General features: G+C 68.7%; 24 protein-coding genes and 1 tRNA gene. 5 read left to right on the plus strand and 20 right to left on the minus strand.

The window, feature by feature from the left end; genetic code table 11:
* Positions 1-6 precede the first annotated feature (6 nt).
* From OMW55_RS00165 to trpD, 8 genes are read right to left on the minus strand one after another with little or no spacing between them, the layout of a single operon-like run.
* A complete protein-coding gene (locus tag OMW55_RS00165; protein WP_264879986.1) occupies positions 7-918 on the minus strand; it encodes a chorismate synthase in 912 nt (303 codons plus the stop codon).
* Positions 915-2,294: a 3-phosphoshikimate 1-carboxyvinyltransferase gene (aroA, locus tag OMW55_RS00170; protein WP_407822110.1), complete on the minus strand. Its 1,380-nt coding sequence runs from the start codon at positions 2,292-2,294 to the stop codon at positions 915-917. Before aroA ends, OMW55_RS00165 begins: the two co-directional genes overlap by 4 nt.
* A complete protein-coding gene (locus OMW55_RS00175; RefSeq protein ID WP_264879987.1) occupies positions 2,198-3,301 on the minus strand; it encodes a 3-deoxy-7-phosphoheptulonate synthase in 1,104 nt (367 codons plus the stop codon). Before OMW55_RS00175 ends, aroA begins: the two co-directional genes overlap by 97 nt.
* A complete protein-coding gene (locus OMW55_RS00180) occupies positions 3,301-4,176 on the minus strand; it encodes an SDR family NAD(P)-dependent oxidoreductase (RefSeq protein WP_264879988.1) in 876 nt (291 codons plus the stop codon). Before OMW55_RS00180 ends, OMW55_RS00175 begins: the two co-directional genes overlap by 1 nt.
* A complete protein-coding gene (gene trpA / locus OMW55_RS00185) occupies positions 4,176-4,979 on the minus strand; it encodes a tryptophan synthase subunit alpha (RefSeq protein ID WP_264879989.1) in 804 nt (267 codons plus the stop codon). Before trpA ends, OMW55_RS00180 begins: the two co-directional genes overlap by 1 nt.
* Positions 4,976-6,157, minus strand: a complete 1,182-nt coding sequence (gene trpB, locus OMW55_RS00190) for a tryptophan synthase subunit beta (RefSeq protein WP_264879990.1) — start codon at positions 6,155-6,157, stop codon at positions 4,976-4,978. The genes trpA and trpB overlap by 4 nt, the downstream gene beginning before the upstream one ends.
* Entirely contained in the window at positions 6,154-7,497 is a 1,344-nt protein-coding gene (trpCF, locus tag OMW55_RS00195) for a bifunctional indole-3-glycerol-phosphate synthase TrpC/phosphoribosylanthranilate isomerase TrpF (protein ID WP_264879991.1), read from the minus strand. The genes trpB and trpCF overlap by 4 nt, the downstream gene beginning before the upstream one ends.
* The gene (gene trpD / locus OMW55_RS00200; protein WP_264879992.1) at positions 7,490-8,548 is read right to left on the minus strand and encodes an anthranilate phosphoribosyltransferase; all 1,059 of its coding nucleotides are present in this window, start codon (positions 8,546-8,548) and stop codon (positions 7,490-7,492) included. Before trpD ends, trpCF begins: the two co-directional genes overlap by 8 nt.
* A gap of 239 nt (positions 8,549-8,787) precedes the next feature.
* Between trpD and OMW55_RS00205 the strand changes: the two genes are divergently transcribed.
* On the plus strand, positions 8,788-9,783 hold the full coding sequence (locus tag OMW55_RS00205) for a 2-dehydropantoate 2-reductase (protein WP_264879993.1): 996 nt from the start codon (positions 8,788-8,790) through the stop codon (positions 9,781-9,783).
* On the opposite strand, the gene OMW55_RS00210 is transcribed toward OMW55_RS00205, so the two are convergent.
* Positions 9,780-10,502, minus strand: a complete 723-nt coding sequence (locus tag OMW55_RS00210) for a hypothetical protein (RefSeq protein WP_264879994.1) — start codon at positions 10,500-10,502, stop codon at positions 9,780-9,782. The two genes, OMW55_RS00205 and OMW55_RS00210, sit on opposite strands and share 4 nt — an antisense overlap.
* 283 nt (positions 10,503-10,785) lie before the next feature.
* Between OMW55_RS00210 and OMW55_RS00215 the strand changes: the two genes are divergently transcribed.
* Positions 10,786-11,010 (plus strand): hypothetical protein, encoded by a 225-nt coding sequence (locus OMW55_RS00215; RefSeq protein WP_264879995.1) that lies wholly within the window; start codon positions 10,786-10,788, stop codon positions 11,008-11,010.
* A 77-nt stretch (positions 11,011-11,087) separates the two neighbouring features.
* Here OMW55_RS00215 and OMW55_RS00220 read toward each other — a convergent pair whose 3' ends face one another.
* From OMW55_RS00220 to OMW55_RS00230, 3 genes are all read right to left on the minus strand, one after another.
* Positions 11,088-13,442 carry a hybrid sensor histidine kinase/response regulator gene (locus OMW55_RS00220; RefSeq protein ID WP_264879996.1) on the minus strand — a complete coding sequence of 785 codons (2,355 nt, stop codon included), beginning with the start codon at positions 13,440-13,442 and terminating at the stop codon, positions 11,088-11,090.
* Complete coding sequence (locus OMW55_RS00225; RefSeq protein ID WP_264879997.1) at positions 13,442-14,935, minus strand: ATPase domain-containing protein; 1,494 nt, start codon at positions 14,933-14,935, stop codon at positions 13,442-13,444. The genes OMW55_RS00220 and OMW55_RS00225 overlap by 1 nt, the downstream gene beginning before the upstream one ends.
* Before the next feature lie 427 nt (positions 14,936-15,362).
* A tRNA-Ser gene (locus OMW55_RS00230) sits at positions 15,363-15,453 on the minus strand.
* Between the two features lie 88 nt (positions 15,454-15,541).
* Between OMW55_RS00230 and OMW55_RS00235 the strand changes: the two genes are divergently transcribed.
* The 3 genes from OMW55_RS00235 to OMW55_RS00245 are packed head-to-tail and all read left to right on the plus strand — an operon-like array spanning position 15,542 to position 17,138.
* Positions 15,542-15,940, plus strand: a complete 399-nt coding sequence (locus tag OMW55_RS00235; RefSeq protein WP_264879998.1) for a metallopeptidase family protein — start codon at positions 15,542-15,544, stop codon at positions 15,938-15,940.
* Positions 15,937-16,506: a heme ABC exporter ATP-binding protein CcmA gene (gene ccmA, locus OMW55_RS00240; protein WP_264879999.1), complete on the plus strand. Its 570-nt coding sequence runs from the start codon at positions 15,937-15,939 to the stop codon at positions 16,504-16,506. Before OMW55_RS00235 ends, ccmA begins: the two co-directional genes overlap by 4 nt.
* Positions 16,503-17,138: a heme exporter protein CcmB gene (locus OMW55_RS00245; protein WP_264880000.1), complete on the plus strand. Its 636-nt coding sequence runs from the start codon at positions 16,503-16,505 to the stop codon at positions 17,136-17,138. The genes ccmA and OMW55_RS00245 overlap by 4 nt, the downstream gene beginning before the upstream one ends.
* On the opposite strand, the gene OMW55_RS00250 is transcribed toward OMW55_RS00245, so the two are convergent.
* The 8 genes from OMW55_RS00250 to OMW55_RS00285 are packed head-to-tail and all read right to left on the minus strand — an operon-like array spanning position 17,135 to position 22,667.
* On the minus strand, positions 17,135-17,998 hold the full coding sequence (locus OMW55_RS00250; RefSeq protein WP_264880001.1) for a class I SAM-dependent methyltransferase: 864 nt from the start codon (positions 17,996-17,998) through the stop codon (positions 17,135-17,137). The two genes, OMW55_RS00245 and OMW55_RS00250, sit on opposite strands and share 4 nt — an antisense overlap.
* Positions 17,995-19,227, minus strand: a complete 1,233-nt coding sequence (locus OMW55_RS00255; protein ID WP_264880002.1) for a M16 family metallopeptidase — start codon at positions 19,225-19,227, stop codon at positions 17,995-17,997. Before OMW55_RS00255 ends, OMW55_RS00250 begins: the two co-directional genes overlap by 4 nt.
* Positions 19,224-19,820, minus strand: a complete 597-nt coding sequence (locus tag OMW55_RS00260; protein WP_319950644.1) for an SURF1 family protein — start codon at positions 19,818-19,820, stop codon at positions 19,224-19,226. The genes OMW55_RS00255 and OMW55_RS00260 overlap by 4 nt, the downstream gene beginning before the upstream one ends.
* On the minus strand, positions 19,817-20,191 hold the full coding sequence (locus OMW55_RS00265; protein WP_264880003.1) for a DUF983 domain-containing protein: 375 nt from the start codon (positions 20,189-20,191) through the stop codon (positions 19,817-19,819). Before OMW55_RS00265 ends, OMW55_RS00260 begins: the two co-directional genes overlap by 4 nt.
* Entirely contained in the window at positions 20,188-21,033 is an 846-nt protein-coding gene (locus OMW55_RS00270) for a cytochrome c oxidase subunit 3 (RefSeq protein ID WP_264880004.1), read from the minus strand. Before OMW55_RS00270 ends, OMW55_RS00265 begins: the two co-directional genes overlap by 4 nt.
* Before the next feature lie 37 nt (positions 21,034-21,070).
* On the minus strand, positions 21,071-21,631 hold the full coding sequence (locus OMW55_RS00275; RefSeq protein ID WP_264880005.1) for a cytochrome c oxidase assembly protein: 561 nt from the start codon (positions 21,629-21,631) through the stop codon (positions 21,071-21,073).
* Entirely contained in the window at positions 21,628-21,765 is a 138-nt protein-coding gene (locus OMW55_RS00280; protein WP_264880006.1) for a hypothetical protein, read from the minus strand. Before OMW55_RS00280 ends, OMW55_RS00275 begins: the two co-directional genes overlap by 4 nt.
* Positions 21,762-22,667 carry a heme o synthase gene (locus OMW55_RS00285; RefSeq protein ID WP_264880007.1) on the minus strand — a complete coding sequence of 302 codons (906 nt, stop codon included), beginning with the start codon at positions 22,665-22,667 and terminating at the stop codon, positions 21,762-21,764. The genes OMW55_RS00280 and OMW55_RS00285 overlap by 4 nt, the downstream gene beginning before the upstream one ends.
* Between the last annotated feature and the right edge of the window lie 34 nt (positions 22,668-22,701).

Below are 22,701 nucleotides of genomic sequence, written 5' to 3' on the forward strand. Positions count from 1 at the left end.
CGTAGTTCAGCCGCACTGGCCTCGGTGCAGCAACTTGTGGTCGGCCAGTACCAGCGCCACCATGGCTTCCACGACGGGCGCTCCGCGGATGCCGACGCACGGATCATGCCTTCCACCGATGCCGATGCTCGATGTTGGCTTGAACGCGACTCCAACCCGGATCGGCTGCCCGGTCGAGATGCCGCCGTCGATGCCGCTGGCCAGCATCGCATCGCGGCTCGCCCGCCCGCTCGCCCGTCCGGCGGCGAAGCCCTCGCCGATCTCGATGCCCTTCACCGCGTTAATGCCCATGCACGCCGCCGCCAGGTCCGCGTCCAGCTTGGCATAAATTGGCGCGCCCCAGCCGGCCGGTACGCCGGTCGCCACGCATTCGATCACCGCCCCCAGGCTGTCGCTGTTGGCCCGCGCCTCATCGAGCAGCCTGTCCCAGCGCTCCGGGTTCGGCTCCCCGCCGATTTCCATCACTCGCGCGGCAACACTCACCTCTTGGATGATCAGCCGCGCGATAGCGCCGGCGGCCACCCGCATGGCCGTCTCCCGCGCGCTCGCCCGGCCGCCGCCGCGCGGGTCGCGGAGGCCGTACTTCGCCTCATAGGCCGCATCGGCATGGCCGACCCGCGGCGGCAGCCCGGCATAGTCCTTGGAGCGCGCGTCGACATTCTCGATCAGCAGCCCGATCGGCGTTCCCGTTGTCCGCCCCTCGTAAGTTCCGGACATGATCCGCACCCGGTCCGGCTCCTGCCGCGGCGAGACGTTGCGGCCGGTGCCCGGGCGGCGTTGATCAAGGAAGCGCTGGATATGCTCCTCGCTGAGCTCCAAGGCCGGCGGGCAGCCGTCGAGCACGCAACCAATCGCCGGTCCGTGGCTCTCGCCCCAGGTGGTCAGCCGCAGCAGCCGGCCGAAGCTGTTCCAGCTCATCGCACCTCGCTCACGTCAGCGCCGATCCCGCGCATCGCTTCCCGGAAGGTCGGGAAGCTGGTGGCGATCATCCCCGCCTCGTCCACCATGACCGGCTGTTCGGCGGCGAGCCCCAGCACCAGGTGCGCCATGGCGATGCGGTGATCGCCCTCCGTCGACACCTCTGCTCCGCCGCGCACCTGTCCACCCTGGATGACGAGCGCGTCGTCATCGACCCGCACATCGACTCCGCACGCTGCCAACCCATGCGCCATCAACGACAGCCGGTCGCTTTCCTTGTGGCGCAGCTCGTCGAGCCCCTCGATCCGCGTCTCGCCACGCGCAAATGCTGCGACCACTGCCAGAATCGGGATCTCGTCGATCATCGACGGGATTTCCTCCGCAGTGAACTCCGCTCCGAAGATCGGCCCGTGTCGCACCCGCACGTCGCCGATCGTCTCGCCGCCTTGGCCGCGCACATTGGCCAGCGCCACGTCCGCCCCCATTCGCTGCAAGGCCATGACAAAGCCGCTCCGGTTCGGATTCAGGAGCACGTCGGGCGCCGTCGCCTCCGAGCCCGGGACGATCGCGGCAGCCGCGAGCGCAAAGGCGGCGGAGGACGGGTCGCCCGCGATCGGGAGCAGCGCCGGCGACAACGACCGCCGTTCGCCCAGCCGGACCGTCGCGCCGTCCCGCTCCACGTTCACGCCCATGGCTGCCAGCATGATTTCCGTATGGTCGCGGCTCGGCACCGGCTCCGCCACCTCGACCGGCTCGCCCGTGCCCAGGCCCGCCAGCAACACGGCCGATTTGACCTGCGCCGAGGCGGGCACGTTCAGGTGCGCGATGCCGCGGGTCACCCCGCTCACCAGCCTGAGCGGCAGCGTGTCCCCACCCTCGAATACTGCCCCCATCGTCTCCAGGGGCCGTCGAACCCGGCCCATCGGCCGCCGGCTCAGCGACGCATCTCCGGCGAAGCTCGCGCCCACGCCTCGTCCAGCCGCCGCTCCCATCAGCAGCCGTGCGCCCGTGCCGCTGTTGCCGCAGTCGATCGGCCCTTCCGGCGAGCGCCAGGCTCCGCCGATCACCCGCCAGCGCCCCGGCCCAAACCGCTCCACCCGGACCCCGAAGGCGCGCAGGGCCGCGGCCGTGGCCAGCACGTCCTCGCTTTCCAGCAGGCCGGCGATCACCGTCTCGCCCTCTGCCAGCGCGCCAAGGATCAGCGCTCGGTGCGACAGCGACTTGTCGCCGGGCACGGCAAAGCGGCCGGCCAGCGGCCCCGACGGGCGAGCGACCAGCTTCAGGCGGCCTTCCTCCGGCTGAGCGCCGCGGCAAAGGCGCCGACCAGCTCCGCTGCCTGCTCCGGGTTGAGCCGTGGATCGCAGGCACTGCTCCAGCCCGTGCCCTCCGCGCCTCCAACGCATTCGGCGACCGGCTCCGGAGTCATCTCCAGGTGCAGCCCGCCCGGCCACACGCCCTCCGCCCGCGCGGTGGCGACGAACGCCTCCGTTTCCGCGATCATGTCCGCCAATCGCCGCATCTTGCGCGCACCCCCACGCACCGTGTTGCCGTGCATCGGATCGCTGACCCACAGCGCCGCCAGCCCGGTTCGGCGCGCGGCCCGCAGCAATGGCGGCAGGCTGCGCCCGATCGCCTCGGCCCCGTGCCGCACGATGAAGGTCAGCCGGCCCGGCTCGTGCGCCGGATCGAGCCGCTCGGCCAGCCGCAGCACGTCATCCACCGACGCCGCCGGCCCAAGCTTCGCCGCGACGGGATTGGCCAGCCCCGACAGGAACCGCACATGCGCGCCATCCGGCTGCCGCGTCCGCTCGCCCACCCACAACAGGTGCGCAGGCCCCAGCCACCGCCCGTCCGCGGTCCGGCGCACCAGCGATTCTTCATAGGGTAGCAGCAACGCCTCGTGACTGGCGAATAGTCCCGCCGGCAGCTCGGCCAGCGTCGTCCGCGCATGGCGCTCGGCCCGCAGCATCCGCGCCGGATCGGGCTCCAGCGCCTCCCGCCCGTTGACGATCTCGCCTCGCCACACCTGGCCTTCCACCGTGCGCGGCTTGGCGAACTGGCCCGCGATCCGGGCCACCCGCACCACTGGCACGCGTGCCGCGCCCTCCAGCGTCCCGGCAAGCCGCTCGAACAGCGCCGCCAGTCCGGCCACGTCCGGCCGGTCGAACGTCTCCGCGCAGTCGCCGCCCTGCAGCAGCAGCGCCCGTCCGGCTGCCGCCTCCGCCAGGCGAGCCGCCAGCAGGTCCACCTCCTCAGCCCGGACCAGCGGCGCGGCGGTCCGCAGCTCCGACTCGACCGCGGCCAGCGCCCCGGCATCGGCATAGACTGGCTGCTGCGCCGCTTGGGCGTCGCGCCAGCTGGCCGGATGCCAGGGCTCGCCCATCAGGCGCCGAGCGCCTTGCCGAGCTCGACCTGGCCCTGCTCCAGCCCGGAGCCGGGCACGGTCGCGGTGGCGAGGTCGCCAATCTTGCCCAGCCGGTCAAGGATCGCCTGCGCGGCGTCGAGGTCGTCCAGGCCCTTGATCGAGATGCCCTTGGTGAGCGTGATCTGCGCCGCCTCAACCCCTTGGGCGCCAGCCGCGAGGATCGTCCGCGTGGGCGCATTCTCCGCCACCAGCGCCAGCAGCGCCGGGCTGACGAACTCCGGTCCCAGCAGCGCCAGCGCCTGCGGGGGCAGCAGGTTCTCGGTCATCGCCGTGCGCGCGGTCGGCGCCAGGCAGTTCACCTTCACATTGTTCTTGGCGCCCTCGAGGCTCAGCGTCTGCATGAAGCCGACCAGCGCCATCTTGGCCGCGCCATAATTGGACTGGCCGAAATTGCCGTACAGGCCGCTCGACGACGTGGTCATGACGATGCGGCCGTAGTTACGCTCCCGCATGCCGTCCCACACCGCCTTGGTGCAGATGACGCTGCCCATCAGGTGGACGTCCATCACCAGGCGAAAGTCGGCCAGGTCCATCTTGGAAAAGCTTTTGTCGCGCAGGATCCCGGCATTGTTGACCAGGATGTCTACCGTGCCGGCCTTTGCAACCATCTCGGCCACCGCCGCCTCGTCAGTGACCGACGCGCCGAACGCCTCGGCCTGCCCACCAGCCGCTTGGATCTCCCCCACCACCGCCTGCGCGTTGGCGAGGCTCTGCGGAATGTCGTTCACGATCACCCGCGCCCCCGCGCGTGCCAGCAGCAGCGCATGGGTCCGGCCCAGCCCGCCGCCGGCTCCGGTGACGATCGCGGTCCTGCCTTTAAGCGAAACGGCCATTACCTCTCCCTTTCTCCGTTTGGCAGGGCAGTAGCGCGCTTCATGGCGCTGACAAGCTGGACGAGCGCCCGCGCATCCGCGCCCAGTTTCACCAGCGCGGACCCGGCGATTACTCCCGCTGTGCCGCTGGCCAGCGCCTCGGCGACCTGGTCCGGGTAGGAGATGCCGAACCCCAGCACCGGCGGCGGCGCGCCCGCCTCCGCCAGCATGGCGAACAGCCGGTCGTGGTCCAGCGCCAGCGCCGCGCTGGTCCCAGTCACGCCGGCCCGCGCCACGCAATAGGTGTAGCCGCCGGACAGTTCGGCAATGCGGCGGATTACCGGCTCCGGCGTGTTCGGCGCGGCGATCATCACCAGCTCCAGCCCGGCCGCCTGCGCCGCCGCGGCATATGGCGCCGCCTCAATGCTCGGCACGTCGGCAACCAGGATCGAGTCCGCACCAGCGCCCGCGGCATCGGCCATGAACTTGTCACGGCCGCGCGCGGCCAGCAGGTTGGCGTAGGTCAGGATGCCGACCGGCACCGCCGGATGCTTGGCCCGGAACTGACGGATGAGCCCGAAGCAATCGTCTACCCGCACTCCCGCCCGGAGCGCCCGGTCAGCCGCCGCCTGGATCACCGGCCCGTCCGCGACTGGATCGGAAAAGGGGATGCCGACCTCGACCATGTCCGCGCCGCCCTCGACCACGGCGTCGAGCAGGGTCACGCTGGTCGCCACGTCCGGGTCGCCGAGCATCAGGAAGCCACCGAACGCGCCTTCGGCCCGCTGGTGCAGCCGTTGGAACATCTGAGCGTACCGGCTCATGCGGCCTCCGGCTGCAGCAGCTTCACCGCCTGCGCCATGTCCTTATCGCCGCGGCCCGACAGGTTGACCACGATCACGCTTTCCTCTGTCGCCTCCTGGGCAAGCTTCATCGCATGGGCCAGGGCATGCGCGCTTTCGAATGCCGGGATGATCCCTTCCGACCGCGCTAGGGCCTGGAACGCCGCCAGCGCGTCGTCGTCCTCGACCCCGACATACTCGGCCCGGCCGCTCTCCTTTAGCCAGGCGTGTTCGGGGCCGACGGCGGGATAGTCCAACCCGGCCGAGATCGACCAGCTGTCGCTGACCTGTCCGTCCGAGTCCTGCAGGACCAGCGTCTCGGTTCCATGCAGGATGCCATGGCTGCCGCGCAGGATGGTCGCGCCATGCTCGTGCCCGTTCAGCCCCTTGCCGGCGGCCTCGACCCCGATCAGCCGCACGCCCTCGTCGGGGACGAAGTCGCTGAACATGCCGATCGCGTTTGACCCGCCACCGACGCACGCGACCACGGCGTCCGGCAAGCGGCCTTCGACCGCCAGCACCTGCGCCCGCGCTTCCTTGCCGATCACCCGCTGGAATTGCCGGACCATGGTCGGGAACGGATGCGGCCCCGCCGCGGTGCCGAGCAGATAATGCGTATCGGCGAAACTCGCAGTCCAGTCGCGCAGCGCCTCGTTGACCGAGTCCTTGAGCGTCCGGCCGCCGGCGGTCACGGGAATGACCTTGGCGCCCATCAGCTCCATTCGGAAGACGTTGAGCTGCTGGCGGGCGACATCGTCCGCGCCCATGTAGATTTGGGTCTCCAACCCGAACAGCGCCCCGGCCAGTGCCGTCGCCACGCCATGCTGCCCCGCGCCGGTCTCCGCGATCAGCCGCCGCTTGCCCATCCGCTTGGCCAGGAGGCCCTGCGCCAGCACCTGGTTGGTCTTGTGGGCGCCGCCGTGCAGCAGGTCCTCGCGCTTCAGGTAGATGCGCGCCGGCGTGCCCGCGGCCAGGTTGCGGCAGCGGGTCAGCGGCGTGGGCCGCCCGGCATAGGTGGTCAGCAGCTCCTCCAACTCGGCGGCGAACGCCGGGTCAGCCTCCGCCTCCAGGAACGCCGCCTCCAGCTGCTCCAGTGCCGGCACCAGGATCTCGGGCACAAAGCAGCCGCCGTAGCGTCCGAACCGTCCGTCATGCTTCATGCCGTTTTCCGATCCTTGATCCGCAGCGCGTCGAACAGCGCCGTTACCTTTGCCGGGTCCTTGTGCCCCGGCGCCGACTCCAGGCGCGAGCTGGCATCGATGCCGTACACGCCGGTCCGCTGCGCCGCCCGCGCATTGTCCGGCCCGATACCGCCGGCAAGGAACGCCTCGTGCAGCCGCGGTTCGGCCGCCAGAGCCGCCCAGTCCAGCGTCCGCCCGGTGCCGCCAGCGCGATGGTCGAACACCGGCCGCCTTCCGCCCCGATCATACCCGGGCTCGCTGGCGGTCCACACCTCCGTGTCGGTTGCCGCCTCGAGTTTAATGATCGTCTCCGCGCTCTCCACCCCATGCAGCTGGAGCGCGGCGAGCCCAAGTTCGTGCGCCAGGTTGGCCATCTCTGCCCAGCCAAGGTCGCGGACAACTCCGACCGGCTTCAATCCGGCCTCCCGGGCAAGCAGGGCAAGCTCCCGGGCCCGGTCCCTGCCCAATGCCCGTGGCGTCCCCGGTACGGTGATCAGTCCCGCATAGGTCCCCCCCGCGCTCGCCGCCGCCAGCACGTCCTCCTCCTGGGTCAGCCCGCAGACCTTGACCCGCCCGAACAGCAGCGCCCGCACCGCCTCGCCGACATCGTCGGCCGCCATCAGCGACGATCCGACCAGGAAGGCGTCGGCATGGCGCCCAAGCCGCTCCACATCCGCCCGCGTCGCCACGCCGGATTCGCTCACCAGGATCACATCTTGCGGCACCCGCGCCGCCAGCCGCTCGGTGACGGCGAGGTCCGTTTTCAGCGTCTTGAGGTCGCGATTGTTGATCCCGACGATCGCCGCGCCCAGGCCCAGCGCCCGCTCCAGCTCCGCATCGTCATGAACCTCGACCAGCACATCCATGCCCAGCCGCTCGGCTTCGGCTATCACCGCGCGGGCCTCGGCGTCGCCCAGCACGGACAGCATGCACAGCACCGCGTCCGCTCCGTGCAGCCGCGCCTCGACCACTTGCCTCGGATCGACCACGAAATCCTTGGCGAGGATCGGTCCATCGAACAGCCCGCGCACCGTCCGCAGTGCCTCGAACGACCCGCCGAAGAAACGCTCGTCCGTCAGCACGCTGATCGCATCGGTCACCGGCGCATAGGCCCGTGCCGCGGTCTCGACCGAATGGGGCGACCGGTGCCCGGACGGCGATGCGCGTTTCACCTCGGTGATGAAGCGCGCACCGGGTTGCGCCAGGGCCGCCTTCAGCGATCGCCGACTCCGCTCAGCCGCGCTGCAGTCGAAGCCGCGCAGGCGCTCCGCTACCTCGGCGCGCTTGTGACGGACAATCTCGCCCAACACGTCAGCCACGACTCGCCTCCACATAAGCGTCAAGCACCCGTCCGGCTGCGCCCGAGCGCAGGGCCGCCTGCGCCATGGCGGTCCCGTCCTTCAAGCCATCGGCGACGTCGGCCGTCATCAGCAACGCGCCCGCGTTCAGCGCCACCATGTCGGTCTCTGCCGCCCCGCCGTTCCCGGCGAGCAACGCGCGCAGCCTCGCCCCATTCTCGGCCGGGTCGCCGCCCACGACGCTGCTGAGCGGCGCCCGCTCCAGTCCGGCCTGCTCGGGGCTGAGCTCCAGGTCGGTCAACGCACCCCGGTGCAGCCGAATGGCCCGGGTTTCGCCGTGCAGCGCGACCTCGTCCAGCCCGCTGCCATGCACCACCAGCGCGTCCTCGACCCCCATCGCGCCCAGCACCAGCACGATCCGCCGCAGCATCTTAGGGTCGGCCACGCCGAGCAGCTGCACAGGCGGCCGGGCCGGGTTCACGCAGGGGCCCAGCAAGTTCATCACCGTGCGCACCGACAATTGCCGCCGAACAGTTGCGGCATGCTTCATCCCCGGGTGGTAGGCCGGCGCGAACAGGAAGCAGAAACCGGTCGCGTCCAGCACGGTCCGGGCGGCGTCCGGCGCCAGCTCCAGCCGGGCGCCGAGCGCCTCCAGCACATCCGCCGATCCGCACCGGCTGCTAACCGAGCGGTTGCCGTGCTTGGCCACCGGCAGTCCGCACGCGGCCGCCGCGAACGCCGCCGCCGTGGAGATGTTGAGGGACCCAGCGCCATCCCCGCCGGTTCCGCAGCAGTCAGCAAAGCGGTAGTCCGGCCGCGGAAAGGGCAGGGCGGCCTCGGACAGGCCGTGCGCAGCGCCAATCATCTCCTCGGGCGTCTCGCCCTTCATCCGCAGCGCGATCAGCATGCCCGCGATCTCGGCCGGCTCCAGCCGCCCGAGCACCAGCCGCTCGAACAGGTGCTGGCTCTCGTCCGCGGTCAGGTCCTCCCCCGCCAGCAGCTTGGGCAGCGGATTGGGAACCGGACCATGGTCCTCCGGCAGGTGGGGCTGGAGCGCGGCGGCAGTGGACATCGGGTGACCTCGGACAAGAAAAAGCCCGCCGGGTGGGCGGGCCGATGAAGCTAACTCTGACAGGGAGCTCTGGTGCGATCAGCTCACCGCCAGCGCCATCGCGCCGCCGAGGTCATGGGCCGCCACCAGCGCCAGGCGCCGTTCGTCGGGAGGAGGTGGCCGGTGCGAACCATCGCGGCCTGTGTCACGGCTTCGCCCCGGCTTGTCAACGGCCCGGAGAGAGGCCCATGCTGGCGGACATGAGCGAGCCACGGATCGTCGTTGCGGGCGCGGGCAGCATCGGCTGCTATGTCGGCGGGCTGCTGGCCGCGGCTGGCCGGCACGTGACGCTGCTCTGCCGCGAACGGATCGCCGCCGGGATCCGCGACCATGGCCTGCACCTCACCAGCCTCGACGGCCTTGACCTCCACGTCGGCGCCGGTGCCCTGACCCTCGCGACTGACCCGCAGGCGCTCGCCACCGCCGACCTCGTGCTGGTCACGGTGAAGAGCGGCGCCACACGGGAGATGGCCCGGCTGATCGCCGCCCACGCGCCATCCGAAGCCGCCGTGGTCAGCCTGCAGAACGGCATCGGCAACGCCGCGGCGCTGCGGGCCGAACTGCCGCACCGTCCGGTGCTGGCCGGCATGATCCCGTTCAACGTGGTCCATGCGGGCGAGGGCCGCTTCCACCGCGGGACCTCCGGCGCGCCCGTGATCGAGGCGGGGCGGCCAGACCTCACCCGCGCCCTCTCGGTCCCGCACCTCGCCGTGGAGACCTCGGCCGACATGGCGGCGGTGCTGTGGGGCAAGCTGCTGATCAACCTCAACAATGCCCTGAACGCCCTATCTGGCCTGACCCTTCATGAGCAGTTGCAACAGCGACCCTGGCGCAAGCTGCTCGCCGCGCAGCAGCGCGAGGCACTGTCGGTCCTCGCCATCGCCGGCACTAAGCCGTGGAGCATGGGGCCCTTGCCCGTCCGCCTGCTGCCCTGGGTCCTGCGCCTCCCGACTCCCCTGTTCCGCATGATGGCGCGCTCCGCCGTGCGCATCGACCGGCGCGCCCGCTCGTCCATGTGGGAAGACCTGGAGCGCCGCCGACCGACCGAGATCGACGAACTGCAGGGCGCGGTGGTGGACCTCGCCGCCCGCTTCGGCCGGGACGTTCCCGTCAACCGCCGGGTGCGAGAGGCGATCAAGCAGGCCGAGGCGGCCGGCGCCGGGTCGCCGCACCTCCGGCCGGTCGACCTGCGCTAGAAGGCGATCGTCACCAACGGCTGCAACACCAGGTGGACGCCGACCGCCGCCGCCTCGTTGGCCGCGAACCCGTGCCGAACGTACAGCCAGGCCCAGGCGACCCCCGGACAGACGAACCGCAGCAGCAGCCACAGGCAGGTCAGCGCGCTCCAATCGACATAGGCCATGTTGGCGGCGACGTTGATCGCCTGCGCCGCCGCCATTCCGGTCATGAGCAGCAGCAGGTCCCAGCGCGGCCGCCGAACGACCCGGCGCAGCAGCCAGCCCAGCAGAGACCCCAGGAACAGGCGGTAGATGACGTTCTCGTTGACCGCGCGCGAGCAGACATAAAGCAGGCGCACCGACAGCGGCAGCTGCTCGAACTGCTCGTAGGGCGCGGCCATGATCGACCGGAACACCACCGCATCCAGCACGATGCACCAGATCGCCACGCCGACCGCCCACGCGCCGATGGTCAGCACCGGGCGACGCAGCCCGGTCAGCCCCAGCTGCAGCCCATTGGCCCGCACCAGCGCCAGGCCGGTGCACCATAACAACAGCATCGCCACGGCCCGGGCCAGCGCCGAGCCGGCCGTCAGCCTGTCGAACAGCACGTCATAGGGAATCAGGAAAGCCAGCGCGCAGCTGAACGCAATCGCACCGGCGAGCCGCGCCGGATGGGCGGCGTCCTTCCGCCCGGGTCGGTCAGGCAACGCCGCCCTGATCGCTTGCTGCAGCACCTGAAGTCCTCACCATCGTTCGCCGACCCATGCCACGGCAAGGCTGAGGAAAGTCTAAAGGCGCACGCGCGCCGCCTCGCGCAAGCCAGCACCTCACAGGCGGCTGGCCGGGCCTGCTACTCACGATGGTATAGTCCATCGAGCCGTTGGCCGCCCCGGTCGGCCCTCATCCAATCTCGATTTACCGACTCAGCTCGCGGAGTGAGTGCTGCTGGGGGCGTCCGTTCTTCGGCAGGGGGTTCGTCGGCAGATCCGCTGCGCTTCCGACAGGGGAGAGGCCGTTATGGCTATCGAAAAGGAATCGCTTATCCTCGTTTCAGGCGACGTCACGATCGATGGAAGCGCCGGCGTGCAGACCGGCGGCACCGCAACCGCAACCGAGGACAACAACGACGACGGCAAGGCCACCTCGTCCGACCTGGGGCTCACCTCCGACCTCCACCAGCGGCTGTTCGGTGCCGGCTTCCGTTGGGTCCTCCCCTGGTGCGCTCATGCGTTACGCCGCTAACGTCCGCGTCGAGTGGAAAGCGGACATGCGCCGGCCTAGCCGCGAGCAGGCGGTTTAGAGCCGAGGGCAGGCCACAATCAGGCCGCGTCCTGCACTTCGGCGATCTTGCTTGCGAGTTCAGCCTGGCGGAAGGGTTTGGTCAGCCTGGGCAGCTCGACCGCTATTCCGTCCAGCTCGGCATAGCCGGAGATGACCAGCACGGGAGTTCGGGGGCGAATGTTTCGGATTGCGCGTGCCAGCTCCACTCCCGTCATGCCGGGCATGAGGTGATCGGTAATGAGGAGATCAGGCGCCAAGCCATCCTTCACCAGCTGCAGCCCGCCCAGCGCGGATGGAGCCTCGACCACAGCAAAGCCCAGTTCGAGCAGCATATCGGCCGTGCTCTCGCGCACCAGCGATTCATCATCCACCAGTAGGATGACTCCGCGCCTCAACTCACCCGAAGGTACCTTTTCGACCGTCTCGGGTTGCTGCGCATGAGCAGCCGTCGGCAGCCACACCTCAACCCGGGTGCCCCGGCTGGGCTTGCTGCTGATGACCAAGGCTCCGCCCAGCTGGGCGGCAAGGCCGTGCACCATGGAAAGCCCCAGCCCCGTGCCGCGCCCGATACCCTTGGTGGAGAAGAACGGCTCGACCGCCCGCGCCAGCGTGTGTTCGTCCATCCCGACGCCGGTATCGGCGACCACCAGATGCACGTAGCGCCCCGGAAGTAGCTCCTCATGATCCTCGCCGATCTCGACTGGCGTGGCACTTAGGGTCAACGTTCCGCTGTCCGGCATCGCGTCCCTGGCATTCACCGCAAGGTTCAGGATCGCCATCTCGAGCTGGTTGGGATCGGCCAGAACAGCCGGCAAGTCCGGTGCGAGATCGAGGGCCACCTCCACCCGGGGACCGGAAGTGCGGGACACCAGATCGCCCATGTCTCTGATCAGCGTCGCAAGGTCCACGGCCCGGGCCTGCAGCGGCTGCTTCCTGGCAAAGGCAAGCAGGCGTTGCACGAGGGTCTTGGCACGCTCGGCTGACTGCAGCGCGCCCTCGATCAGGCGCTGCTCGCGTTCGGAGCCGATGTTGCGCCGTTGCAGCAGGTCGAGGCTGCCGACGATTGGCGTCAGGAGATTGTTGAAGTCGTGGGCGACGCCGCCCGTCAGCGTGCCCATCGCCTCCATCTTCTGCGACTGGCGGAGCGCGTCCTGCGCGTGCGCCAGCTCGGCCGTGCGCTCGGCCACCCGCGCTTCGAGCGTATCGTTCAATTCACGCAGGCGGTCCTCGGCCAGGCGTTGTTCGTGGATGTTCTCGGTCGACCCGTACCACTTCACCACCCGCCCCTCATCGTCGAAGCGCGGGAAAGCGCGCGTATGCGCCCAGCGGAAAGTCCCATCCCGCATCTTTATGCGATGCTTGACGTCGTACGGATCACCAGTTGCGATGGAATGTGCCCAGGCCTCGGCGGTGAAGCCTGCGTCCTCGGGATGAAGTCCCTGGGCCCAGCTGTCGCCAAGTCCCGTGGTTCCCGTCCAATCCCGCCAGCGCTCCGCGACCCGGTCCAATTGCCCGTCCGGTGTCGCGGTCCACGGCACCTGCGGGTTGAGCTCCGCGGCGAAGCGATAATGCTCTTCGCTTTCGCGCAGGGCAGCTTCACCCTGATGCTCGGTAGTGCGATCCCGGAAGATCTTGAGGTAGCCGCCGCCCTCCTGATCGAGCCGCATGGTCAGTCCCGATCCCCAGAAGCGCGACCCATCCTTCTTCAAGTGCCAGCGCTCGTTGATCGAGCGGCCGTCCTCGTAAGCGCGGTTCAGTTCGTGGTCGGGGATGCCGACGGCACGGTCTTCGGGGGTGAAGATCATATCGCCGCTGCGGCCAATGACTTCCTCCGCCGACCAGCCGGTGATCCGTTCGGCACCCGTATTCCAGCTTTCGACCAGGCCGGCTGCATCGACCCGCATGATGGCGAAATCTTCTGCGCCCTCGACGATCTGCCGATAACGGGCCTCATTCTCCCGAAGATCCGCCAGGCGTGCCCTGGCCTCATATTGCCGGCCGCGCCCGCGAAGAGCAGCGCGGGCAAGGCTGACCAGGGTAGTCGGGTGGAACGGCCGCTCGAGGAAGGTGACGTTGCCAAGCGTCTCGATGTAGCGGGTCGCCGCTGGGTTGCGCTCGAGACCACCGCCGCGAACGGTCAGGAGGATGAATGGGAAGTCGGACCACTCGGGCTGTCGATCGAGCCACGCGTCGAGCGGTCTCAGATCGGCACCACGCAAGGCCTCCTCGGTGACCAGTGCGAAGCCGGTATCGTCATTGAGCAGGGCAACGAGTTGGCTGAGGTCTCGGCATACCTCGGCCGTAATCCCGGTCTCGGCCAGGATACCTGCCGCAACGGCCGCATCGCGTCCCCCCGGCGCAAGCACTAGCGCCTTGGCATTGGCGTTTGGCATCAGCGCTCCGGACGGGCCTCCGCTGCCCCTTCGCTATCGGCTACAAGTGTCGGAACGCCGCGAAGAACGCCCTGGAAGTCGACCAGCGGCTCGCCGAGCGTAATGCCTTCACGGCCAATCACATATTCGCGGATGGTGTCCTCGTGCGCACTCGTCCGTTTCTTGATCACCGACATCGCCCGGCGGACCCGGCCGCGCGCTTCGAAGTAGCGCAGCAGAATCACCGTATCGGCCAAATAGGTCACGTCGACCGGCGCCTTCATGTCCCCCACCAGCCCATGCTGCGCAACGGTGAGATAGGTGGTCGTGCCCTGCCGGTTCAGGAACTGCAGCAGCTCATGCATGTGCAGGATGAGCGCATTCTCCTCAGGCATAGCCGCCTGAAAGCCGTTCAGGCTGTCGATCACGACCGTCTGCACGCCCTTGATCTCGACGCAGTGGCGCACCCGTTCCGAGAACTCGCCAGGCGACAACTCCGCGGCATCGACCTGCTGCAGCGTCAGGTCGCCACTCGACATCATTGCCTCGACATCGATGTTGAGGCCGCGCGCGCGATCGATCAGCAGCCCGAGTTCCTCGTCGAACACGAACATCGCCGCCTTCTCGCCGCGGCGAATGGCGGACTCGACGAAGGTGAGCGTGAGCAGCGACTTGCCCGTCCCGGCGGGTCCGAGCACGAGCACGCTGGAGCCGCGCTCGACGCCGCCGCCCAGAAGCTGGTTTATCTCCGGATTGTCGCTCGGCACGGCCTCACGATTGAACCGCGTCCGGTGCTCGGAGGACACCAGGCGCGGGTAGACGCAAACGCCGCCGGTCTCGATGGTCATGTCATGGAAGCCGCCGCGGAAGCGTCGACCACGATACTTCACCACCCTCAGCCGCCGCCGCTCCGACCCATAAACGCGGGCGAGCTCTTCCAGCGCGATCACGCCGTGGGCGACGCTATGCACCGTCTTGTCGTTCAGTTCCGTGGTGAGGTCGTCCAACATGAGTACGGTCGTATTCTGCCGCGCGAAATAGTGCTTCAGGGCAAGAATCTGGCGACGGTACCGCAGCGAGCTTTGGGCAAGCAGGCGGATCTCCGAAAGGCTGTCCAGCACCACTCGCTTGGGCTTGGCCCGCTCGAACGCCTCGAAGATCCGCCTGGTTGTCTCGCCGAGCTCCAGGTCCGATGAATAGAGCAGACTCTGCTGCTGCTGCTCGTCCAGCAGGCTTTCAGGGGGCACCAGCTCGAAGATGTCGACCCCGTCGAGGGACCAGCCATGCGAGCGGGCGCTGTCGCGAAGCTCCTCCTCCGTCTCGGACAAAGTAATGTAGAGCGTCGCTTCGTTCGCCCGTGCGCCCTCCAGCAAGAATTGAAGGGCCACGGTCGTCTTGCCCGTGCCTGGACTGCCCTCCAGCAGGAACACCCGCCCACGAGTCAGTCCGCCAGCAAGCACTTCGTCGAGTCCGACGATCCCAGTTCCGGCAATCGAAGGGGGCTGCTCCGTCACTCAATAACTCCAACACGCCCGCCCGGGGCGCATGTAGTCGCGAGAGAAGCGACAGTGCAAGGCAGAGACGCAGAACTCGGTACGACAGGCGTTCATCGCTTCGTCAAAGGTTGAGGAAGGTAGGTCTTAGCCGACATCGGCCGTTCCGTTCCTGGCTGCCAAGGAAGGGCAAGCAGACGTCTTCACACTAAGCAGCAAGGGTCCGGTTTGCACCCCTTGCCGACCTGCCCGGCGTTCGGCCAGATGCGCTTGGTTGCAAACGGATGGATGTCGGAGCGCGTTAGCCTCCGGTACTCTCGTGCCGTCGCGCGAGCTTCGGCAAGCTGCACATCGGTAACCAACCAATCCGTAGTCGCGCCGCTTGCCGGCTTACATCAGAAGAGACAGAGCACAGGTGAACTCTCAGGAGAGCTGATGGCCGAAGCGCTGGCGGAGCGGGAGGGATTCGAACCCTCGATACGGTTTTGCCGTATACTCACTTTCCAGGCGAGCGCCTTCGACCACTCGGCCACCGCTCCGCATGCGCTGGAAGGCCGCTCCTCTAGTCGGGCCGGACGGGCAGGGCAATGCTTGGCCTAACCGGAGCGAACCGATAGACATCCTCCCATGCGCCGCTTCGGTCCACCCCCATCCGCCGACGAGTTGGAGGCGCTCGCCCGCCGCGCGCTTGAGGGGGTGCCGGAGCCATTCGCCGAGCACGTCCGCCATGTCGTTCTCGCGGTGGAGGAGTTCGCAGACGAGGAGACGCTGGCCGAGCTCGGGCTGGAGGACCCTTTTGAGCTCACCGGACTCTATTCCGGGCGCCCGTTGACGGAGAAGAGCGTCACGGACAGCGGGTCCCTGCCCGACAAGGTGACGCTGTTCCGTCGCGCTATCCTTGATGATTGGATGGCCGACGGCGAGGAGCTGGAGCATCTGGTCGCCCATGTGCTGATCCACGAGCTTGGCCATCATCTCGGCTTCTCCGACGACGACATGCACGCGCTCGAAGACGAGGTGCGTTGAGCGACCTCCTAACCATGGTGGACGTGGCCTGCTGGCGCGGCGGACGACTGCTGTTCGAAGGGCTGAGCCTGCGGGTGGCGCCGGGCGAAGGGCTGTGGGTGCGGGGTCCGAACGGGATGGGCAAATCCAGTCTGCTGCGAATCGCTGCCGGGCTTCTGCAGCCACTGGGCGGCACGGTCAGTTGCTCGGCCTGTGCCCTGGCGGATGAGGCGCTGGCGTTAGACCGCGAGCTGCCGCTGCGCCGCGCACTCGGGCTATGGGCGGCCCTGGACGGGTCGCGGCACGTGCCGGCGGCGCTTGGGGCGCTTGGGCTGGCGGCGCTGGCCGAGGTACCGGTGCGGCTGCTCTCGACCGGGCAGGCGCGGCGGGCCCGGCTAGCGCGGGTGCTGGCGTCCGGGTCGCCGTTGTGGCTGCTCGACGAGCCATTGAATGGCCTCGACGAAGCCAGCGTGGCCGCGGTTGCAGCCATGATCTCCGCTCATCGCGCGGCCGGCGGCGGCGTGCTGGTTGCGTCTCACCTGGAGGTTCCCGGTGGGGCGTGGCGGACGCTGGAGCTGGCCGCGTGATTGGTCTGCTGGTTGCCAGGGAGGTCCGGCGCGCGCTCGGGGCGTCCGCCTGGCTGCCGGTCGCCTTCTTCCTACTGGTCGCCACGGTGGTCCCGTTTGCGGTTGGACCCGACGCCCGGCTGCTGGCCCGGATTGGCGGCGGCGCGCTGTGGATCGCGGCGCTGACCGCCGCCTTGATGCCGATCGAGCGGCTGGTCGAGCCGGACCGGGCCGATGGCGTGCTCGACCAGCTCGCGGTCCGCCGCATCCCCGAAGAGGTGGTCGCGCTGGCCAAGATCGTCGGCCACTGGCTGACGTTTGGGCCGTTGCTGTTGCTGGCCGCCCTGCCAGGAGCAGCGCTGCTTGGCCTCGACGGTCCGTTGCTCGGGCGAACGCTGCTGACGCTGACGATCGGCACTCCGGCGCTCGCAGCCCTGGCGGTGGCGGTCGCCAGCCTTACCGCCGGGCTACGCGGCGCGTCAGCACTGGGCGGGCTGCTCCTCCTGCCACTGGCCGTGCCGCTGCTGATCTTCGGCGCCTCGGCGGCAGGCGGCGAAGGCGGCGCGCTCAAGTTGGAGGCGGCGACGGCGCTATTCCTGCTGGCCGGCGCGCCCTTCGCAGCCGGAGCGGCGCTGCGAGCGCTCAGGACCTAGTCACGGCTCCAGCGGGCGAAGATGGCCGTCGGCAGCAGCAGGCCGCGGCGCTCCTCGCGCACCGCCATCTCGCCGCATTCGACCCGTCCGCCGAGATCGCTGAGCGTCTGCCGCAGCAGCTCGCCGATGCTGAGCGCGCTCATCCGCACCGCGTAGACGGTCAGCACCAGGAAGCGGCTGTCGGTGTCGAGCAGCCGGCGGCAGTCGGCAAGCAGGGGCGCAAGGTGCTCCTCAAGCCGCCATACCTCACCGGTCGGGCCGCGACCGAACTTGGGCGGGTCAAGCAGGATGCCGTCGTAGCGGCGGCCGCGCCGTACTTCGCGGGCGGTGAACTTGGTGGCGTCGTCGACGATCCAGCGGATCGGCTTGTCGGCCAGGCCGGACAGCTCGGCATTCGCCCGGCCGCCTTCGACGCTTTTCTTGGACGCATCGACGTGGACCATCCGCGCGCCGGCCTCGGCCAGCGACAACGTGCCGACCCCGGTATAACCGAATAGATTGAGGACGTCGGCCCCGTCCGCCAGTTCCCGCATCCAGTCCCACTGAGGCGCCATGTCGGGGAAGAAGCCGAGGTGGCGGAAGGGTGTCAGGCTCGCTTGGAAGCGGACCTTCCCGCGGGTTAGGGGCCAGCTGCGTGGCACAGTTAGACCATGAACCCACCGCCCGCCGCCTTCCTCGTCACTTCCCGGCAGGAATTCCGCGTGCGCCTGCCAATCCTCGTCCGCGGGCGCCCACATCGCCTGCGGCTCCGGCCGGATCACCCGCACATCACCATAGCGCTCCAGCTTGCGGCCCTGACCGCTGTCGATCAGGCCCCAGTCCGCCCAAGGCTCGGCGATAAGAGTCAGAAGATCGCTCATGCCGCCAGGGCGAGGCGCCCGCCGCCCACCGCCGCCAGTGCGACCGGCCCGTCCAGCATGCGCCGACCGGCGGTCCGCGCCGCCGCCGAATCGACCGCGTGCAACTCGTCCAGTGATTCCTCCAGGCCGACCAGTCGCCCGAATAGCTCAAACGAGCGGGCGTGGTGATCGGCACGCCCCTGCACCCGCTCCAGGCTCATCCGGAGCGATGCTTCGATCTGCGCCTTGGCGCGCGCGACTTCGTCCTCGTCCAGCGTTTCGGCGGCGCTTGCCACCACCTGGCGCGCAAGGGCGAGCGCCGCGGGCGCGTCCGGTCGATCGGTGGCGGCGCTCACCGCCATGATCCCGGTGTCGGCAAAGCCCTGCGTCCAGGCGTAGATCGAATAGGCCAACCCGCGTTCCTCGCGCAGCTGCTGGAAAAGGCGCGACGACATGCCGCCGCCGACCGCCTGTGCGAACACGGAAGCCGCAGGCATGGCGGGATCGGCACCGCTCGGCGCCTGCCAGCCCACGTGCCAGTGCGCCTGGGCGGTGCGCCGGGGCTGACGGCGGCTGCTGCCCGTGAACGTAGCGGCTACGGACGCGGCAAGCGGCGCGGCGGGCAGGTCACCAAACCGCTGCTCCGCGAGCCGTAGGAGCGTATCGCCGTCGACCGCTCCAGTCCCGACCAGCAACAGGCGGTCTGGAGTGAACTGGCCCTTGAGCCAGCCGTGGAGGTCGCCCGTATCGAAGGCACGGATAGTCTCTTCGCGGCCGATCACCGGCGCACCTAACGGCTGGCCGTCGAAAGCTGCTTCGAACAGCAGGTCGCCAGACAGGTCCTCCGGATTGTCGAGGATCTCGCCCAATTCCGACAAGATCACGCCCTTTTCGCGCTCCAGCTCGTCGGGGTCGAACAGCGGGGCCCGCACGAGGTCGGCAATCAGCCCCACCGCCAGCGCCACGTCGTTCGGCAGCACCCGTGCATGGAAGGCGGTCTGGTCGCGCGCGGTCCAGGCGTTCAGCGATCCGCCCACGTCTTCAATCGCCTCGGCGATGGCCCGCGCGCCCCGATTGCCGGCGCCCTTGAACACCATATGCTCGACCATGTGGGCGAGGCCGCCTTTGCCGGTAGGCTCCTGGCGCGAGCCGACCGCGGCATAAAGGCCGACCGCGGCTGATTGCGCGCCCGGCATCGGGTCGGCGATTACCGCCATGCCGTTCGGCAGGCGTTGCAGCGCCGCTGTCACTTGGCCCGCTCCCGCAGCTTAGCCCGTACCGCGAGGACATAGATCACAAGCGCGGTCAGCGCGAAGGCGAACCACTGAAAGGCGTAGGCACGATGGTTGTTGGGAACGTCGGCGATGTCGGGCGCGGCGCTCGGCTCCAGCCCGGCAAAGCCCTGGTCGGAGATCAGCCGCATGCGCTGCTCGCCGTCGGGCCCGATCATCCCGCTAACCGATCCGCCCTTCCAGCCGCCGCCGGCGCGAGGGTCACGCGACCAGCCGATGTCGACCCGCATGCCCGGCCCTTCCATGCCGCCCGTCCGGCAGTCAACCAGGTGGCTGTAGCCAGTCTCGCCTTTGCGACTGCGGCCCCCCACAGCCTTGCTAGCAACCGGCTGCAGGCACAGCCCGGTCGCACGGCGGAACAGCGGCAGGTCCTTGTCGGCGACTGGAAGAGTCGGCCACACGGTCGGCGGCATCCCCTCTGCCGCCGCGTAGCGGGCGAGCAGGGCCTCTTTCTCGTGAGCCCGGCGGAGCTGCCAGACACCAAGGCCGACCATGACGGCAGCGGCGGCCAGCACCAGCAGGGTGGGGATGAGCGGCAGGCGTCGCATCATGGGATGAGGCGCCCTTCATGCGCGCGGTTGCGATACTCGGCGCCGAGCAGCCAGGCCTTCGCCAGCCGCAATCCGCCGAGCGTCAGGAAGACGCCTACCGGCAACCAGACGAGGTGCACCCACCACGGCGGCTCGGCCGCGGCGTCGGTCACCAGCGCGAGCACCGTGAGCACCGCGCCGACTATCAGGATCAGGAAGGCAGCGGGTCCGTCGCCGACGTTGAACTGGGTGAAATCGAGACCGCACGCGCTGCACCGGTCGGCAAAACGAACAGGGCCGGCGAACAGCCGGCCCTTTCCACAGCGTGGGCAGGTCCCCTTCAGCGCCGTGGTCAGCGCATCCGCGTCCTGCCGCTCGCCGTTTTCGCTCACCCGTGGACCGGCGCGCCCCAGCCGCCCCAGACGTAAATGGAGACGAACAGGAACAGCCACACCACGTCCACGAAGTGCCAATACCAGGCGGCGGCTTCGAAGCCGAAATGCTTCTGCGGCGTGAAGTCGCCCTTGGTTGCACGGACGTAGCAAACGATCAGAAAGATGGTGCCGATGATGACGTGCGCGCCGTGGAAGCCCGTCGCCATGAAGAAGGCCGACGTATAGACGTTGGCCGGGCTCTCCTCCGTCCCGTGCGCAGACGAGAAGGAGAAGGGTGCATGCGCATATTCGTACGCCTGAATGAAAGAGAAGATCAGGCCCAGGGCAATGGTCAGCAGCAGGCCGGTCTTCAAACCCTTGCGGTCGCCGTTGATCAGCGAGTGGTGGGCCCAGGTCACCGTAGTGCCGGAGCAGAGCAGGATTAGCGTGTTGAGGAGCGGGAAGCTGAACGGGTTCAGCACTTCCATGCCCTTGGGCGGCCATTGCGCGCCGATCGACTCCACCGCACTCGGGAACAGGGCGTTGGCGAAATAAGCCCAGAACCAGGCCACGAAGAACATTACCTCCGAGGCGATGAACAGGATCATGCCGTAGCGCAGGTGCAGCTGCACAACCGGGGTGTGATCGCCCGCGCGGCTTTCGTGCACCACGTCGCGCCACCAGCTGAACATCACCGCGAGTACGCCAAGCAAACCGAACGCGAATACGAACTTGCCGTACGGATTCTCGTGCATCCACATGACGCCGCCGCCCGTCAGGAACAGGGCGGCCATGCTGCCGGCGAACGGCCACAGGCTCGGCGGAAGGATGTGATAATCGTGGTTCTTGGTCGCGGCCATGGGCGGTGTGTGCTTCCCAGTTGATTTGCCGCGGTTCTTAGCTGGCAGTTTCCGGATTTGCCACCGGGTAAAATGTATAGCTCAGCGTGATCTCATGAATGTCCTTTGTCGCCTCGTCCTCGCGGATCTTGGGGTCGACAAAGAACACCACCGGCATGTCGGCGCGCTGCCCGGGCCGCAGCGTCTGCTCGGTGAAGCAGAAGCATTCAATCTTGCTGAAATACTGCCCGGCCTGCTCGGGCGAGACGTTGAAGATCGCCCGGCCGGTGGTGGTGCGCGCGGTCAGGTTGTGCGCGAAGTACTTGACCGTGGTCCGCTCGCCCGGATGGATCTTGACCACCGTCTGCTCGGGCTTGAACTGCCATGGCAGGGCGGGATTGATGTTCGCATCGAACCGCACTCCGATCTCACCCGCGACGGCGCCCGGCGCGCTGTCGGCGCGCTGCGGGGTGCCACCGTAGCCAGTCGCCTGGCAGAAGGCACGGTAGAGCGGGACTGACGCAAACGCGACGCCGAGCATGAACAGGACAAACAAGGTCGCCCGCAACGCAACCCGACGGTTGCGCCGATCAGGATCGAGCGGAACGGCCGTGCTCACCGGTTCACCGTCAGCTTGGCCAGCGTAATAGCGAACACCAGGATCACAAACAGGATCAGCAGGATGGCCGTGGCGCGGGCGCCGCTGCGCTGGCGCGCTCGGATCAGCTCGTCCTCGGGGGGCGGGTCGGTCATAGCGGCAGCCAGCGGTCGGCAGCGACGGCACCGAACAGGGCGAACAGGTAGAGGATGGAGAAAGCGAACAAACGCTTTTCCGGCTTCATCGCCGCCGGTTCGGTTGCCCGGTTGGCGAGCACGGCTGCGGCCAGCACCAGGAACACCGCGGACAACAGGACCGCTGTGATTCCGTAAAGAGCGCCGGTCAGGCCCAGCGGCCACGGCGCCACGGCCGCCGCCGCCATTGGCAGGCTGTACAGGAACACCTGCCGCCGGGTGTTGGCGACCCCTGCCACCACCGGCAACATCGGCACGCCGGCCTTCGCGTAATCCGACCGTACGAACAGGCTCAGGGCCCAGAAATGCGGTGGCGTCCAGAGGAAGATGAGCAGGAACAGCAGCACCGGCAGCAACTCGACCCGGCCGGTCGCAGCGACCCAGCCAATCAGCGGCGGAAAGGCGCCCGCAGCCCCGCCGATGACGATGTTCTGCGGGGTCCGACGCTTCAACCAGACCGTGTAGATCACCGCGTAGAAGAAGATGGAAAAGGCCAGGATCAGCGCCGCCAAGTGGTTGGCCGCCAAGTCCATCAGGATGACGGAAGCGGCGGACAGGCCCACGGCGAAGTGCAGCGCGGTCTGCCGATCGAGCCGGCCGGAGGGCAAGGGACGATTCTCCGTCCGCCGCATCTGCGCATCGAGGTCGGCCTCGTACCACATGTTCAGCGCGGCCGCGCCACCCGCACCCAGCGCAATGCACAGCACGGCGGCGAAGCCCAGTACGGGGTTCACGTGCACCGGCGCTGCCAACAGCCCGGCCAGGCCGGTGAATACAACCAGAGTCATCACCCGCGGCTTGGTGAGCGCGAAGAGGTCCCGCCAGTCGGCTGGCAGATGGGTGGTGGCGGCAAGGGTCGGCATTCGTGCCGGGCATATAGAGACGTTGGCTGGAAGG

It is taken from the genome of Sphingomonas arvum (assembly GCF_026013565.1).
GTDB classification, from domain to species: Bacteria; Pseudomonadota; Alphaproteobacteria; order Sphingomonadales; family Sphingomonadaceae; genus Sphingomicrobium; species Sphingomicrobium arvum.

Excerpts from the sequence above, each read along its gene's own strand:
- OMW55_RS00215 (WP_264879995.1), top strand. The coding sequence starts at position 10,786 with ATGGCTATCGAAAAGGAATCGCTTATCCTCGTTTCAGGCGACGTCACG.
- OMW55_RS00270 (WP_264880004.1), bottom strand. The coding sequence starts at position 21,033 with ATGGCCGCGACCAAGAACCACGATTATCACATCCTTCCGCCGAGCCTG.
- OMW55_RS00220 (WP_264879996.1), bottom strand. The coding sequence starts at position 13,442 with ATGCCAAACGCCAATGCCAAGGCGCTAGTGCTTGCGCCGGGGGGACGC.
- OMW55_RS00205 (WP_264879993.1), top strand. The coding sequence starts at position 8,788 with ATGAGCGAGCCACGGATCGTCGTTGCGGGCGCGGGCAGCATCGGCTGC.
- OMW55_RS00285 (WP_264880007.1), bottom strand. The coding sequence starts at position 22,667 with ATGCCGACCCTTGCCGCCACCACCCATCTGCCAGCCGACTGGCGGGAC.
- trpA (WP_264879989.1), bottom strand. The coding sequence starts at position 4,979 with ATGAGCCGGTACGCTCAGATGTTCCAACGGCTGCACCAGCGGGCCGAA.
- trpD (WP_264879992.1), bottom strand. The coding sequence starts at position 8,548 with ATGTCCACTGCCGCCGCGCTCCAGCCCCACCTGCCGGAGGACCATGGT.
- OMW55_RS00260 (WP_319950644.1), bottom strand. The coding sequence starts at position 19,820 with ATGATGCGACGCCTGCCGCTCATCCCCACCCTGCTGGTGCTGGCCGCC.
- OMW55_RS00165 (WP_264879986.1), bottom strand. The coding sequence starts at position 918 with ATGAGCTGGAACAGCTTCGGCCGGCTGCTGCGGCTGACCACCTGGGGC.
- OMW55_RS00235 (WP_264879998.1), top strand. The coding sequence starts at position 15,542 with ATGCGCCGCTTCGGTCCACCCCCATCCGCCGACGAGTTGGAGGCGCTC.
- OMW55_RS00280 (WP_264880006.1), bottom strand. The coding sequence starts at position 21,765 with ATGACCGACCCGCCCCCCGAGGACGAGCTGATCCGAGCGCGCCAGCGC.
- OMW55_RS00250 (WP_264880001.1), bottom strand. The coding sequence starts at position 17,998 with ATGAGCGATCTTCTGACTCTTATCGCCGAGCCTTGGGCGGACTGGGGC.
- trpB (WP_264879990.1), bottom strand. The coding sequence starts at position 6,157 with ATGAAGCATGACGGACGGTTCGGACGCTACGGCGGCTGCTTTGTGCCC.
- OMW55_RS00180 (WP_264879988.1), bottom strand. The coding sequence starts at position 4,176 with ATGGCCGTTTCGCTTAAAGGCAGGACCGCGATCGTCACCGGAGCCGGC.
- OMW55_RS00175 (WP_264879987.1), bottom strand. The coding sequence starts at position 3,301 with ATGGGCGAGCCCTGGCATCCGGCCAGCTGGCGCGACGCCCAAGCGGCG.